At 66.9% G+C, this 14,262-nt stretch carries 13 protein-coding genes; 5 read left to right on the top strand and 8 right to left on the bottom strand.

What is annotated here, in order from left to right; all coding sequences use genetic code 11:
- Positions 1 to 127: 127 nt before the first annotated feature.
- On the bottom strand, positions 128 to 1,036 hold the full coding sequence (gene glyQ, locus J7360_RS12255; RefSeq protein WP_057659262.1) for a glycine--tRNA ligase subunit alpha: 909 nt from the start codon (positions 1,034 to 1,036) through the stop codon (positions 128 to 130).
- Between the two features lie 90 nt (positions 1,037 to 1,126).
- Between glyQ and J7360_RS12250 the strand changes: the two genes are divergently transcribed.
- The 3 genes from J7360_RS12250 to J7360_RS12240 all read left to right on the top strand — a co-directional run bounded on the left by J7360_RS12250 (position 1,127) and on the right by J7360_RS12240 (position 5,597).
- Positions 1,127 to 2,941: a GspE/PulE family protein gene (locus J7360_RS12250; protein ID WP_057659265.1), complete on the top strand. Its 1,815-nt coding sequence runs from the start codon at positions 1,127 to 1,129 to the stop codon at positions 2,939 to 2,941.
- A gap of 944 nt (positions 2,942 to 3,885) precedes the next feature.
- Positions 3,886 to 4,638, top strand: a complete 753-nt coding sequence (locus tag J7360_RS12245; protein WP_003484963.1) for a glutamine amidotransferase — start codon at positions 3,886 to 3,888, stop codon at positions 4,636 to 4,638.
- A gap of 59 nt (positions 4,639 to 4,697) precedes the next feature.
- Positions 4,698 to 5,597, top strand: a complete 900-nt coding sequence (locus J7360_RS12240) for a BPSS1780 family membrane protein (protein WP_057659267.1) — start codon at positions 4,698 to 4,700, stop codon at positions 5,595 to 5,597.
- Between the two features lie 232 nt (positions 5,598 to 5,829).
- Here J7360_RS12240 and tatC read toward each other — a convergent pair whose 3' ends face one another.
- From tatC to J7360_RS12220, 4 genes are all read right to left on the bottom strand, one after another.
- Complete coding sequence (gene tatC, locus J7360_RS12235) at positions 5,830 to 6,567, bottom strand: twin-arginine translocase subunit TatC (protein ID WP_007963315.1); 738 nt, start codon at positions 6,565 to 6,567, stop codon at positions 5,830 to 5,832.
- Complete coding sequence (tatB, locus tag J7360_RS12230; protein WP_007963317.1) at positions 6,564 to 7,190, bottom strand: Sec-independent protein translocase protein TatB; 627 nt, start codon at positions 7,188 to 7,190, stop codon at positions 6,564 to 6,566. Before tatB ends, tatC begins: the two co-directional genes overlap by 4 nt.
- 15 nt (positions 7,191 to 7,205) lie before the next feature.
- Entirely contained in the window at positions 7,206 to 7,433 is a 228-nt protein-coding gene (tatA, locus tag J7360_RS12225) for a Sec-independent protein translocase subunit TatA (RefSeq protein ID WP_023905698.1), read from the bottom strand.
- A gap of 72 nt (positions 7,434 to 7,505) precedes the next feature.
- On the bottom strand, positions 7,506 to 8,414 hold the full coding sequence (locus J7360_RS12220; RefSeq protein ID WP_057659269.1) for a YSC84-related protein: 909 nt from the start codon (positions 8,412 to 8,414) through the stop codon (positions 7,506 to 7,508).
- 153 nt (positions 8,415 to 8,567) lie between these two features.
- Here J7360_RS12220 and hemH point away from each other — a divergent pair, with 153 nt between their 5' ends.
- Together hemH and J7360_RS12210 are read left to right on the top strand one after the other, a co-directional pair.
- Complete coding sequence (hemH, locus tag J7360_RS12215) at positions 8,568 to 9,533, top strand: ferrochelatase (RefSeq protein ID WP_057659271.1); 966 nt, start codon at positions 8,568 to 8,570, stop codon at positions 9,531 to 9,533.
- Positions 9,534 to 9,535: 2 nt separating this feature from the next.
- The gene (locus tag J7360_RS12210) at positions 9,536 to 10,396 is read left to right on the top strand and encodes an alpha/beta hydrolase (protein WP_042806195.1); all 861 of its coding nucleotides are present in this window, start codon (positions 9,536 to 9,538) and stop codon (positions 10,394 to 10,396) included.
- A 448-nt stretch (positions 10,397 to 10,844) separates the two neighbouring features.
- Here the strand turns inward: J7360_RS12210 and J7360_RS12205 are convergent, their stop codons facing one another.
- The 3 genes from J7360_RS12205 to ttcA form a co-directional block, all read right to left on the bottom strand.
- On the bottom strand, positions 10,845 to 11,630 hold the full coding sequence (locus J7360_RS12205) for a SprT family zinc-dependent metalloprotease (protein ID WP_007963323.1): 786 nt from the start codon (positions 11,628 to 11,630) through the stop codon (positions 10,845 to 10,847).
- Positions 11,631 to 11,821: 191 nt separating this feature from the next.
- On the bottom strand, positions 11,822 to 12,727 hold the full coding sequence (locus tag J7360_RS12200) for a recombination-associated protein RdgC (protein WP_057659274.1): 906 nt from the start codon (positions 12,725 to 12,727) through the stop codon (positions 11,822 to 11,824).
- A gap of 63 nt (positions 12,728 to 12,790) precedes the next feature.
- On the bottom strand, positions 12,791 to 13,711 hold the full coding sequence (ttcA, locus tag J7360_RS12195) for a tRNA 2-thiocytidine(32) synthetase TtcA (protein ID WP_209033941.1): 921 nt from the start codon (positions 13,709 to 13,711) through the stop codon (positions 12,791 to 12,793).
- Positions 13,712 to 14,262: the final 551 nt, after the last annotated feature.

The following is a 14,262-nucleotide window of genomic DNA, read 5'->3' as shown; positions in this document are numbered from 1 at the left end:
ATGTCCTTCTCCCGCTTGCGGGAGAAGGTGGCGCGATGCGCCGGATAGGGTTGCGCGGCGGCGACGGCATGCGGCCCCCATCCGCCCTGCAGGCACCTTCCCCCGCCAGCGGGAGAAGGCAACAGCATCAGCGTTTGACCCCGGGAAATCCCAACCTCTCGCGCTGGGCGTAGTACGCCTGCGCCACGCCCTGGGCCAGCGCGCGCACGCGCAGGATGTAGCGCTGGCGCTCGGTCACGCTGATCGCGCGGCGCGCATCCAGCAGGTTGAAGGCGTGGCTGGCCTTGGTGACCTGCTCGTACGCCGGCAGCGGCAGGCCGACCTCGACCAGGTGCCTGGCTTCGGCTTCGCAGGCATCGAAGCGATGGAACAGCTCGGCCACATTGGCATGTTCGAAGTTGTAGGTGCTCTGCTCCACCTCGTTCTGGTGGTACACATCGCCGTAGGTCACTGCGGCGCCGTCCGGGCCGTAGGTCCACACCAGCTCGTAGACGTTGTCGCAGCTCTGCAGATACATGCACAGCCGTTCCAGCCCGTAGGTGATCTCGCCCAGCACCGGCTTGCACTCCAGCCCGCCGGCCTGCTGGAAGTAGGTGAACTGGGTGACTTCCATGCCGTTGAGCCAGACCTCCCAGCCCAGGCCCCAGGCGCCGAGCGTGGGCGATTCCCAGTTGTCTTCGACAAAGCGCAGGTCGTGCACCAACGGGTCGATGCCCAGCGCCTTGAGCGAGCCCAGGTACAGGTCCTGGATGTTGTCCGGGTTGGGCTTCATCGCCACCTGGTACTGGTAATAACGCTGCAGGCGGTTGGGATTTTCGCCGTAGCGGCCGTCGGTGGGGCGGCGCGAGGGCTGCACATAGGCGGCATTCCACGGCTCCGGCCCCAGCGCGCGCAGGAAGGTGGCCGGGTGGAACGTGCCCGCGCCCACTTCCAGGTCCAGCGGCTGGATCAGCACGCAGCCTTGCTCGGCCCAGTACTGGTTGAGGGTCTGGATCAGGCCCTGGAAAGTGATTGGGACGCGCCGGGAATCGGACATGCAGCAAGGGCCGTACGGGAGGGGTGCGCTAGTATACCGGCCTACCCGCGGCGCTTTGCCGCGCAGCACCGCTGCTGGGGAAGAACACGCATGGAACAGCGGCGCACCGCCGATCCGGACAACGCCGTGGCACTGCTGCCGCGCGGTCGGCTGATGTTCGACCCGGTGGCCGCGGCCCTGCTGGCCGACGGCATGGTGGTACCGCACGAACACGAGCGCGTGCAGTTCTCCGCTGGCGGCGCGCGCACCGCCAGCGATGTGCATCCGCTGGTGCTGCTGGCCAATCTGAAACTGCATGCCGCCCAGCCGCCGGCCGGCGAGCTGGGCCTGGAACGGCTGACCGAATGGCTGGCCACCCGCACCGGGCTGCGCTATCTGCGCATCGACCCCACCCGCATCGATGTGGCCGCGGTCACCGGCGTGGTCTCGCATGCGTATGCGCGACGCCATCGCATCCTGCCGCTGGCGCTGGATGCCGAGCGCGTGCTGATCGCCACCAGCGAGCCGCTGGCGCTGGAGTGGCTGGCCGACGTGCAACACCTGAGCCGGCGCCGTATCGAGCTGGCGCTGATCAACCCGCTGGACCTGCATCGCTACACGATGGAGTTCTTCGGCGTGACCCAATCGGTGCGCGGCGCGCGCAGCGATGCGCGCAGCACCGAACCCAATGCCGGCCTGCCCAGCTTCGAACAGCTGGTGGAACTGGGCCGTGCCGGCGACGTCAATGCCGACGACCACCACATCGTGCATATCGTCGACTGGCTGCTGCAGTACGCCTACGAACAGCGGGCCAGCGACATCCATCTGGAACCGCGGCGCGAGGCCGGGCGCATGCGCTTCCGCATCGACGGGGTGCTGCACAAGGTGCTGGAAGTGCCGCCGTCGGTGATGACCGCAGTGGTCAGCCGCATCAAGGTGCTCGGGCGCATGGACCTGGCCGAACGCCGCCGCCCGCAGGATGGCCGCATCAAGACCCGCTCGCCGGGTGGGCGCGAGGTGGAAATGCGCCTGTCCACGATGCCCACCGCCTTCGGCGAGAAGTGCGTGATGCGCATCTTCGACCCGGATTCGGCGTTCAAGAGCATCGAACAGCTGGGTTTCAGCCCCGAAGAAGCCACCGGCTGGAGCGCGCTGGTCGAGCGCCCGCACGGCATCGTGCTGGTCACCGGCCCCACCGGCTCGGGTAAGACCACCACGCTGTATTCCACGCTCAAGCGCCTGGCCACGCCGGATGTGAACGTGTGCAGCGTGGAAGACCCGATCGAGATGATCGCTCCGGAATTCAACCAGATGCAGGTGCAGCAGAACATCGACCTGGATTTCGCCAGCGGCGTGCGCACGCTGCTGCGCCAGGACCCGGACATCATCATGATCGGCGAAATCCGCGACCTGGAAACCGCGCAGATGGCGGTGCAGGCTTCGCTCACCGGGCATCTGGTGCTGTCCACGCTGCACACCAACGATGCCGCCTCGGCGATCACCCGCCTGCTCGACCTGGGCGTGCCGCATTACCTGGTGGCCTCCACCCTCAACGGCGTGCTGGCGCAGCGGCTGGTGCGCACGCTGTGCGTGCATTGCAAGCGCCCGCACACGCTCAGCGATGCCGACTGGGCGGCCATCCGCGAGCCAGGCGAGGCGCTGCCGGAACCGCTCAACGTGCACGCCCCGGTCGGTTGCCTGGAATGCCGCCGCACCGGTTACCTGGGCCGGGTGGGCCTGTACGAACTGCTGCCGGTCACCCCGCGCCTGCGCACCCTCATCCGCCCCGACACCGAACTTGCCGGCTTCAGCCAGGCTGCCCGCGGCGAAGGCCTGCGCACGCTGCGCCGCACCGGCCTGGAGAAGGTCGCCGCGGGGTTGACCACCATCGAAGAAGTGCTGTCGGTGTTGCCGCCGCGCGAGTAGCCCAGAGCAGCTGACACAACGCAGCGCGCGTCCGGCTTGGGGAGCGCAGCGGCTGTATTCGCCGCATCCGCTTGAAGGCAAACAGAAGCCTGCGCAAAGAGGTCGAGTACGCTGAGCCCTCACCGCTCGCGGGACACAGCGTGAGCTCGCCGCTGGGGCTCGATGGCGGCATGCATGCCGCCAACGGCCCAGCAAGCGGCAAGGACACCGCACCGGATCGCCGGTCGGCGGTTTTATAAAAGCAGCTCATGGTGCGAAGGAGGTGCGGCTTAGCGCTCGGGCGCTGCAAGCTGGTCGCGTCCAACTCATATAGCCAGCGAACATCGCCTGTGGCCTGCACTGACACACCGACCATCTCGATTGGTCCTTGTCCGCTCGCCATCGCAGGACCCTTGGCGGCATGGATGCCGCCAAGGAGCTGACAGGGACGTACTTGCAGCGTGTCCTGCGATGGTGGGCGGGCAAGGGCCCTGCAACAAAGCCCCAGATCAGCCGTTCTGCAATAGACAGGACTTGAAGACTTTTTGTTTGCCGCGCTAAGGGCGGCTGCCAAAACGACGGCAGCTCGCTAAGTGCTGTCAGCCGAGCCAAGTCCAACGCCAGCAAAGCGCAGCACCCGACACCCCTAGATGCCCAGACCCACGGCTCGGCAGCCAAAGCCACACGCGGGCAACTGGTCACTCCAGCCCTGCCTGCTCCCGTTCAAGCAGGCAGCGGCATTCTCAGACCGCAACGCAACCCACGCGCGGGCAGTCCAGTCGCGTGGATCGCTGCCGATATCCATGGCGTGCCACCGCCGTGGTTACCCCGTCAATCCCGCTTGGAGGGAATCAGGACATGTCATTCGGCAATGACCCGCAGCGCGCGTCCTGGAGTGCCGCTTGAAAAAAACGCGTCGCTGCCGCCTACAATCGGGTGCATCTGTTGTGTCCGGATCTTCGCGCATGTCCGTTTTGCCGTTCCTGATCATCGAAACCGGGCAGCCCGTGCCGGAGATGAAGCGATACGGCCGTTTTCCGCACTGGATCCGCGTGGCGGCCGGGCTGGCCGAGCAGGAAACGGTGGCCATCGACGTCGCCAATGGCGACGCGCTGCCCGACCCGGCCGACTTTGCCGGCATCATCGTCAGCGGTTCGGCTGCCTTCGTCACCGACCGTGCCGACTGGAGCGAACGCAGTGCCGAATGGCTGCGCCATGCCGCCCATCAAGGCATGCCGCTGCTGGGCATCTGCTACGGGCACCAGTTGCTGGCGCACGCGCTGGGCGGCGAGGTCGACTACAACCCGGCCGGGCGCGAATCCGGCACCATCGCGCTGGAGCTGCATCCGCCGGCCGAGCAGGATCCTTTATTCGCAGGCCTTCCGCCGCAGTTCCCGGCCCATGCCACCCATCTGCAGACAGTCGTGCGTGCCCCCGACGGCGCCATCGTGCTGGCGCACTCCCGGCAGGACCGCTGCCATGCCTTCCGCTGGGGCCGGGCCACCTGGGGCGTCCAGTTCCACCCCGAATTCGCCACCCACCACATGCGCGGCTATGTGCAGGCGCGTGCCGACTGCATCGCCCGCCACGGACGTTGCGCCCGCACGGTCGCCCGCGAGGTCACCGCCGCCCCCATCGCCCGCAAGCTGTTGCGCCGCTTCGTGCATCACGCACGCCGGCTGCAGACAGTGAGCGCTCGTCCCGCCGCGCACACGTAAAAGCAGCGATAATCGCGCGACGCCGGATGGTCCGGCGCGCGTATCGATCCGGAATGGGAATGAGCGAAATTCGTAAGGTGCCGGCATCTGCCGGCGCAGAATGGCTGTTGACCGGTTTCTCGCTGTTGAAGCGGGCGCCGCTGGCGCTTGGCTCGCTGGGGGTGATCTGGAGCGTGGCCGCCTCGTTGGTGGTGTCGCTGTCGGTCCTGGTGCCGCTGTTGGGCCCGGCTCTGCAGTTCCTGCTGGTGCTGGCCGGCCCGTTGTTCATGGGCGGCCTGCTGTGGGCCATCCGCGAAGTGGACGAAGGCCGCATCGCCAAACCGTCGCATTTGCTGCATGGCCTGCAGGACGGTCGTGCGCCGCATCTGCTGGTGTCGCTGCTGCCGCAGCTGATTGCCGGCCTGCTGCTGGGTGTGCTGCTGCTGGCGATGATCGGCGCCAGTGGGCTGCAGCAGTTGTCCGAGGTGATGGTCAAGATTAACCAGATCAGCCAGTCCGGCGCGCAGCCGGATCCGGTGCAGATCGAGCAACTGGCGGCCAGCCTGCCGGCCGGGCGCATCCTGCTGTGGCTGCTGCTGACCATCGCCACCTTCGCCGCGATGACGCTGGCGCTGTTCGTGATGCCGCCGCAGGTCATGTTCGACCGCAGCACCGGCGGTCACGCGCTGCGCGAAAGCCTGCGCGCCAGCCTGCACAACCTGCCGGCGATGCTGGTGTTCTTCGTGCTGGCCTTCATCGCCATCTTTGCGATCTATTTCGCGGTGATGATCGTGGCGCTGATCGTCGGCCTGGTCGCCGGCCAGGTCGCGGCGGCGTGGCTGGCCCAGCTGCTGCTGATGGCGGTGCTGATGCCGGTGTTCGCCGGCTCGGTGTATGCGGCATGGAAGCAGATGTTTACCCACGAAGGCGCTGTCGCCCGGCCAGCTCCGCCATCGCGGCCGGATGTCTTTGTTGCTTGAGGTCGCGCAGCCGTAGGAGCGCACCTGGGCGCGGCCTGGGCGTTCTCGGCGTAGGCTTCGTCGCGCCCGGGTGCGCTCCTACGTGGACGATGGCATCCGGGGCAATGCTGCGCAGCGACCTGGTGTGTGCCCGAAGACGACCGAACCGCCCACCTGCATGCGACGGCGCCGCTTCGATGCCCTGATCGGCCCGTTCGATCACTGCCGCGCGCGCCTCGGTGCAGCGACGGCACTAAGCCGGCTTTGGAGCCACAGCACGCGAGGCCATGATGCCCAGCTCGTAGAGCAGGCACATGGGGATGGCCAGCATCAGCTGCGACACCACGTCTGGCGGGGTCAGCACGGCGGCCAGGATGAAGATGCCGACGATGGCGTAGCCGCGGCCTTCGCTGAGCTGTTTCGGCGTGACCCAGCCCAGCAGCACCAAGATCACCAGCGCCACCGGCAGTTCGAAACTGGCACCGAAGGCGAAGAAGATCGCCAGTACGAAATCCAGATAGGAATTGGCGTCCGGGGTAATGGCGATCACGTCCGGCTTGAACGTGGTCAGGAAGTGGAACACCGCCGGCAACACCAGGAAATAGGCGAACGCGCAGCCGATATAGAACAGTGCCACCGCAGACGCCAGCAGCGGAAATGCCAGTTTCTTTTCGCGCTGGTACAACCCCGGCGCCACGAAGGCCCAGGCCTGATACAGCAGCCACGGCACGCTGAAGAACACCGCCACGAAGAAGGTCAGCTTGAGCGGGGCGAAGAACGCGCCGGCCGGGTTCATCGCGATCATCGTCTGCCCCAGCGGCAGCTGCGAGATCAGCGGTGCGGCCAGCCACGAATAGATCGCCCGCGAAAACGGCAGCAGGGCCAGCAACACCACGCCCAGCCCGATCAGCGCGCGGACCAGGCGGGCGCGTAATTCGACCAGATGCTCGATCAGACTGCTTTCGGCCTGTGCGTCGTCGAACAGGCTCACGGCTGTTTCTCCTGGATCCTGGCGGGCGCGCTCGGCATCGACGCGTCCGGTGTGCCCGCATCGACTGGCGCGACGGCGACCGGCTCAGGCGCGCTGGCCAGATGCGCGGCGTGCGGCGCGGGCACTCTCGTGTCGTGGGGAGCCGGAACCAGGGTGTGATGCGGCGCTGGCGCAATGGGTTGAGCTTGCGCAATGACCGGCGCGGTGTGTGCAGCTCCAGCCGTATCGGTTGCGCCTGCTGCCGTATCGACATCGGGGCCGGCAGACAAATCCGCATGCGCCAGTTCCAGCGGCGTTGCCACCGGCGTGGCGCTGGCGCGGATGTCGATATCGCGGCTGACGTCGTCGTGCAGCGCGCGGGCACCCTGCTCGACTTGCTGTTGCTTGTTGCGCAGCTGGTCTTCGGCCTCGCGCAGCGAGGCTTGCACGTCCTGCAGGCTGCGCTTGAGCTCTTCGGCCTCGAGTTCGCGTTCGAGTTCCTGCTTGACCGAGTCCCACTGCATGCGCGCACGGCGCACCCACAATCCGGCAAATCGGGCCGCCTTGGGCAAACGCTCGGGGCCGAGCACCACCAGGGCGACGACCGCAATGAGCGTCAGTTCGCCAACACCTATGTCAAACACCGACGCCGCTCCGGATCAGCGCGCGTCGCGGTCGCGTTCGGCCTGCGCCTCACGCGCCTGCTCGGCAGTGCGGGCGTCGTCGCCGAGCTTGCCGGCCGGCTTGTCGTCGTCGTGCATGCCTTTCTTGAATTCCTTGACCGCGCTGCCGAGATCCTTGGCACCGCTGGTGAGCCGCTTGGTACCGAACACCAGCAACACGATCACCAGCACGATCAGCCAGTGCCAAATGCTGAAACCGCCCATGATCTGCTCGCTTGCTGAAAAGAAGGAAGACGCAGGATACCCCAGCGCACCGCGCAGGGGGATGACAGTGCGTTAGCGGTTGCCGTCTAGTGATTCGGTGCGGATTTCGCCTTCCGATACCGGCTGGAAACCTTGCTGGGCCGGCGGCGTGGCGCTGGGCTGCATCGGCACGGTGCTGGCTTCGCTGGCCGGCGGCGGCACAGTGGCCGGTTGCCGTGCCTGCGCCGGCGGCGGGGTTTGCGGACGCGGTGCCGGCGGCGCGTCATCGGCGGCGGCATCGGTGCCGCGATTGGCGCGCGCGGTGTAGGTGGCCTCTTCCAGCCGGTCGCGGAAGGCGATCACATCGGTGGACGGGCGTTCGCTGGTGCGGCCTTCGAAAATCATGCGCGGGGTCGCGCCACCGCCATAGGCATTGAGATCGGCGGCATCGTCGATCTGCAGGACCGCACCGTCCAGCGCGACCCCGGCGAACAGGCCACGGGCACGCGACCAGGACCAGATTTCGGCCTTGAGCTGACCATCGGTGGCTGCAGCGGCATTGCGCCCGACCGGGCCTGCGGCCACGCCGGCGTCGGCGCCAAGGGTGAACTTGCCGTTGACGATGTTGTCCAGGCTGCGGTCGTTGCGGAACACCAGCACCACGTCGGACGACTGCACGCCGGCCTGGAAGCCGATGCTGCCGCCGGTGAGCTTGACGAACACCGGTTGCGACCAGCTGCCATCGGCATTCTTCATCGACATCAGTCCATGGCCGCGCCGGCCGCCGATCACCAGGCCGGCCTTCAGCGTGTCGGGAATGACCACGATGGCGCGCGCCTCGTCGAGCAGTTTGTCCGGAATGGCCTGCTCGGGGATCTTCATGATCTCGGTGAGCACACGCACCGCATTGCGTGCGCGCTGGTCTTCTTCCGGGCCGGCGACGGCATGGCCGGCGGCCAACGTCAGCGACAACAACAGGGCCAGGCGCGACAAACGAGGCATGACAAGCTCCAAGGAAGAATCCGTTAAAGATAGCAATGCCGCGACGTTAGTGCCGGCGCAATGAATCGGTGGTGAGCGCAACCGGCATGGAAGAGGCGGCCGATCGCAGCGATCGTCGCGCTGTTGTCGGCAGCGGTGCCCGGCTCTGCCAGAATGGTGCGCATGAACACGACACCCGATACCGCCCTGCTGGTCGTCAACCTCGGCACCCCCGAATCGCCGACCGCCCCGGCCGTGCGCCGCTACCTGGCCGAGTTCCTGAGCGACCGCCGCGTGGTCGCGATTCCACCGTTGTTCTGGAAGCCGCTGCTGTACGGGGTGATCCTGCCGATCCGCGGGCCGAAGTCGGCCGAAAAATACGCCAAGGTGTGGTTGCCGGAGGGCTCGCCGCTGGCGGTCTACACGCGCCGCCTGGCCGGCGGCCTGCAAGCGGTCATGCCCGACTGGCATGTGGAATGGGCCATGCGCTACGGCGAGCCGGCGTTGCGCAAGACGCTGGACCGGCTGCGCGCACGCGGCATCAAGCGCATCGTGGTGCTGCCGCTGTATCCGCAGTATTCCACCACCACCACCGCTTCGATCCAGGACGTGGTGGATGCATGGCGCACTAGCGCGCCGGAGATTGCGGTGGAGGTGATCCAGGACTACTGCGAGGACACCGGCTGGGTGGCAGCGATCGCCGAGTCGATCCGCGCGCACTGGCAGGTGCATGGGCGCAGCGAAAAGCTGATGTTCTCCTTCCACGGCCTGCCGCAGCGCGTGGCCAATGCCGGCGACCCGTATCCGCAGCAGTGCGAACGCAGCGCGCAGGCAATCGTGGCAGCGCTGGGGCTGGGCGCGGACGAGTGGCAGATGGGCTACCAGTCGCGCTTCGGCTCCGAGCGCTGGCTGCAGCCGTACGCCGAACCCACGCTGTGGAAACTGGCTGAAGGCGGCGTGCGCAGCTTCGACCTGGTCTGCCCGGGCTTTGCCACCGACTGTCTGGAAACGCTGGAAGAAGTCGCGCTGGGCTTTGCCGAAACGCTGGCCGAGCGTGGTGCCACGCTGAGCTATATCCCCTGCCTCAACGCCAGCGATGCGCATGCGCAGGCATTGGCCGCACTGGCGCGCCGCGCGTGAGGTTGGAGCCGTTTGCGTGCGAGGTGGCCATTGGCAGCATCACCGGATTACGCAACCCGGAGCGCGGCCCGCGTCGGGTGATGGCCTTGCATGGCTGGCTGGATAACGCGGCCAGCTTCGTGCCGCTGAGCGCGCATCTGCACGCGCAGGAGTTGGATCTGGTGCTGCTGGATCTGCCCGGCCACGGCCACAGTGGATGGCTGCCGATCGGCGCCGAGTACACGCTGAGCACCACCATCCAGCAGCTGTTGCAGGTTGCCGACGCTCTGGGCTGGGAGCGCTTCACCCTGCTCGGCCACTCGCTGGGCGGCGGCGTTGCCAGCCTGCTGGCTGCCGCTGCGCCCGAGCGCGTGGAAGCCTTGATCGCCATCGAAGCGCTGGGCGCCCTGGCCGAGCCCGTGGAAAACACCGCGGCACGCCTGCGCGATGCAGTCGCGTCGGCACGCACCCTGGCAGAGCGGCCACTGCGGGTGTTTCCGTCGATGGAGATGCCGATACGCGCACGCATGATGGTCAATCAGCTCACCGAACCGGCAGCACGGCTGCTGGTCGAACGCGGCGTGCGCGTGGTGGAAGGTGGCTACAGCTGGTGCAGCGATCCGCGCCTGACCCTGCCCACGGCCGTCCGCATGACCGAAGCGCAGATCGACGTGCTGCTGGCCTCCATCGTCTGCCCCACCCAGGCGATCTTCGCCACGCCCGCACAGCCGTATTTCCCGGACGCATTGCGCGACCACCGCGTGGCGATGATGCGCGATGCACGCCTGCAGCTGCTGCCCGGCACGCACCACGTGCATATGGAAGCACCGGAAGCAGTCGCGGCGGTGATCAACGCCTTTTTGGATGGTGTGCGTCACGCGTGATGGGCAGATGCGAATCGCGCAGGTGAACTAGATCCATGGCAGATGCCGCCCGCCTCGTAGGCGCACTTGAATCCTTCGATCGGTGGCATGGGCCGTGGACCTTCATCCAGGCGGTGCGCACCGCCGACCACTTGGATGCAGGCGATCGCGTCCTGTTGGACCAGGCGTGGGCAGCGGCGTGTCACGCCGACCACTGAATGTCGGCGCGCACCCTGGACGCGGGCGCTGCGGCTGCAGAACACGCCCTGTCAACACGCTTTGCCTGGTTGTCGCTGCTGGCCTGCCGGCACCTTGCCCGGGCTGCCTCCTACGCGTGGCGCTAGCGGCCTCTTCGCTGCAGCTCTGACCACTCGCTGGCGCTGGCCGTACCGATCGCCTGGTGCTGTTGCCGCATCCGTATCACTGTCGCGAACGGGGCCTCACCGCAGCCGTGCGCGCTACGCCTGCGTCACTGCGCGTGCAGCAACCGACGCAGCTGCGCCTTGAGCTGGCGGCCATGTTCGTGGAAGTAACTGCGCTCCTCGCGCCAGGCAGGAAAACGTTGCTCCACTTCGGCCCAGAATGCGGGCGAGTGGTTGGCCTGCACCAGATGGCAGAGCTCGTGCACCAGCACGTATTCGAACGCGGAAGGGCGACCAAGCACCAGCGCCAGGTCCAACGCCATCGAGCCATCCGGTGCGAGCGAGCCCCACTGCGAGGACATCACCTTCAGCCGCAGTCGTGCCGGTGCGCGCGGCAGGCCGGGCAGATAACTCGGCAACCAGCGGCCGACATCGGCGCGCGCCTGTGCTTCGTAGAATTCCTTCAGGGTGCGACGTAGGCCGGCATCGCCCAGGCGGGTAGGCACATGGAACTGCGCCCCGTCGTCGGTGATATCGATGCGTGCATAGCGCCCTTCGTGCCAGCTCAACGGCAGCAACGCACCGCGCAACGGCAGTTGCCCGGGCACGCCACGCTCGAGGGCAGGAAACGCATCGACCTGCTGATACCGCGACAGCTGCGTGGTCAGCCAGTCCAGATGCGCATGCAGAAACCGTTCGCCGGAAATCAGGCTCGCGCGCAGCGGCAAGGTCAGCCGTGCGCCACGTTCGTCGACGCTCAGCTTGATGCGTCGCGCGCGCGGGTCGCGCACGCGCAGCACCGCGATGTCGCGGCCGTCCAGCTGCACGCGCACGCAGTCGCGTTCGACAACCTGCGAGGGCGGTGCAATCAGGCGGCGGACGGGCTTGAACATGCGCACAGGATACCGCCACGATGTGTCAGCCGGTGAGACGCGTTGATTGCCGCACTCGGTGACTGCCAGACCGTGATCGGTGTCGTCCCAGGAAGCGATTGGACACCCGATGGGGCAGTTGTAGAGCGGCTGATCTGCGGCGTTGCTCGCCTCAAATCGCGCCTCAACGACGCCACCGTTCGACGTTCCGGTTACTCGGCCTTGCTCAACTTCAGCGCGGTTTCCAGCAACAGGAACAAGCGGCGGATCTCGGCGCTCATCAACGCAAAGCGTGCGTCGAGTTCGGCGCGTGCGCCGTCGTCCTCGCTGTGTTCGAGCTGATCCAGGGCGCCGTCGAGGAACTTGAGCTTGCGGATCACCAGATCGTCGCCGAGCACGAACGACAGATTGTCGTCCAGCACCAGCGCCAGCTTGGTGACCTGCTTGCCGGCCTCCAGGTGCTTGTCGATCTCGTCGCCGCGCAGTTCCTGGTGCTGGCACTTGACCACCGCGCCGCCTTCGATCGGGTCCTTCATTTCGCACTCTTCGCCCAGGCTGAGGCCTTCGGGCAAGGGCTCGCCGGCGATCCAGCCGGTGAGGATGGCGCGCGGAGCCACTTCGGCATTGAGCGGCAGCGCCGGGAAGCTGCCGAGCGCGCCACGGATCTCGCTCATCACGTTCTCGCCGCTCTTGCGGCTGGAGCTGTTGACCGCGATGTAGCCGTGCTGCAGGTCCAGGATGGAGTCGGTGCGCGAACTCTTGACGAAGGCGCGCGGCAGCAGCTCATGGATCAGGTCGTCCTTGAGGCGCTTGCGTGCCTTGCCACCGGGGCGACGGCCTTCCTTTTCCTCGATTTCGGCCACCTTGCGCTCGAGCAGGTCGTTGACCACCGCGCCGGGCAGGATCTTGTCCTCGCCGCCGACGGTGAGCCACAGAAAATCTTCCAGGCGATGCGAGAGCACTTCCTGCTCGTCGCGGCCGAACGGAGAGATGAAACCGCGCGAGCTCATTTCCAGCGGGCCGACCGGCTTGAGCTGCACTTGCGGCAGCAATGTGTCGATCTCGGAGAGATCCAGGGTGGTGGGAAAGCGGAACAGGGTGAGGTTGCGAAAGAACATGCGTTGGACCGAATGAAGAAAAACGTGGAGGGTGGAAGACTGCCGGCAGCCGGAGAGGCAGCGTCAGTCGCTATCGTGGGTGGCGTCGCTGGCCGACAGCCACGCGCTGGGATCAGGCGCAAGACCGGCCGGCGCTGCGTCGCCGTTACGGCCCAGCGCCAGGAAATCGAACAGTGTGCGGTCGGCCAGTTGTTCGGGGCGGACGTCGCCCAAGGCGCGGGCGATCTGCTCCACGCGCCCAGGCTGCTCGCGGTCCCATTGCTGCAACATCTTGCCAACCTGCTGGCGCTGCAGGTTTTCCTGGCTGCCGCACAAATTGCACGGAATGATCGGAAACTGCCGCGCCTGCGCGTACGCCGCGATGTCGGCCTCGCGCACGTAGGCCAGCGGGCGGATCACCACATGCGCGCCGTCGTCGCTGCGCAGCTTGGGCGCCATCGCCGCCAGCCGCGCGTGGTGAAACAGGTTCATGAAGAAGGTGGCCACGATGTCGTCGCGATGGTGGCCGAGCGCGATCTTGGTCACGCCATGCGTCTTGGCATAGGCATACAGCGCGCCGCGCCGCAGCCGCGAGCACAGCGAACACATCGTCTTGCCGGCCGGAATCACCCGGCTGACCACCGAATAGGTGTCCTGCTCGACGATATCGAACGGCACACCCAGCCCGCGCAGGTAGGCCGGCAGCACATGGGCGGGAAAGTCGGGCTGTTTCTGGTCCAGATTGACCGCCACCAGGCTGAACGGCACCGGCGCCTTGCGCTGCAACCGCAGCAGCATATCCAGCAAGGTATAGCTGTCCTTGCCGCCGGACAGGCAGACCATGATCTTGTCGCCGGGCGCGATCATGCCGAAATCGGCAATCGCCTGGCCTACCTGGCGCTGCAGGCGTTTGCCCAGGCGCAGCTGTTCGCGCTGCAACCGCTGACGCGGGTCGCGCGGCGCGGGGTCGGACAGGGGTTGCGGCAGCGGCAGGACAGCGGTCATAAGCCCTCCATTGTAGCTGCCGTGGCCGGTGCGATGAGGGGGGGTGCGGTGTGACGGCGCGGCCCCTCCCCCATCCGCCCTTCGGGCACCTTCCCCCGTGAACGGGAGAAGAGAGCAAGCCCTGTTGACGGGAAGCGCGCGCGCCTATTCCACGCAGTTCCCTCTCCCGCACGCTGGGAAGGTGTCCGAAGGGCGGGAGAAGGCAGCACGCCAGGCGCATCACCGGCATCCCGCCATCCGGCGACCACAGACCAGTTCGTATCTCGCAGCGCAGCAAGCCTTTCCGCGCCGGGCTGGGTAAAGTCGCAAAGACAGTGTTCCCTCGGATAGGCATGGCATCTCCAGCTTCGCTCCATGGCGTGGCTTTTTTCGGCCGCAATTGTGGTAGCGCTAACATTTCCCGTCGCGCGCGTGCGGTACAGCGCGCAAGCATGCCGCCTGTGCTGGTTGCGCGCGCGCCGCAGTGCGTGGCTGCAGGCGCTCGGTGGCGACGCCTTCCACTGTTCCCCTCCCCTTGACGCAGGAGCTTCACCCCATGAGCAACACCGTGT

It is taken from the genome of Xanthomonas sp. D-99 (assembly GCF_017746145.1).
Taxonomy (GTDB): domain Bacteria; phylum Pseudomonadota; class Gammaproteobacteria; order Xanthomonadales; family Xanthomonadaceae; genus Xanthomonas; species Xanthomonas cissicola.
This window is presented reverse-complemented; position numbering and strand designations above follow the sequence as displayed.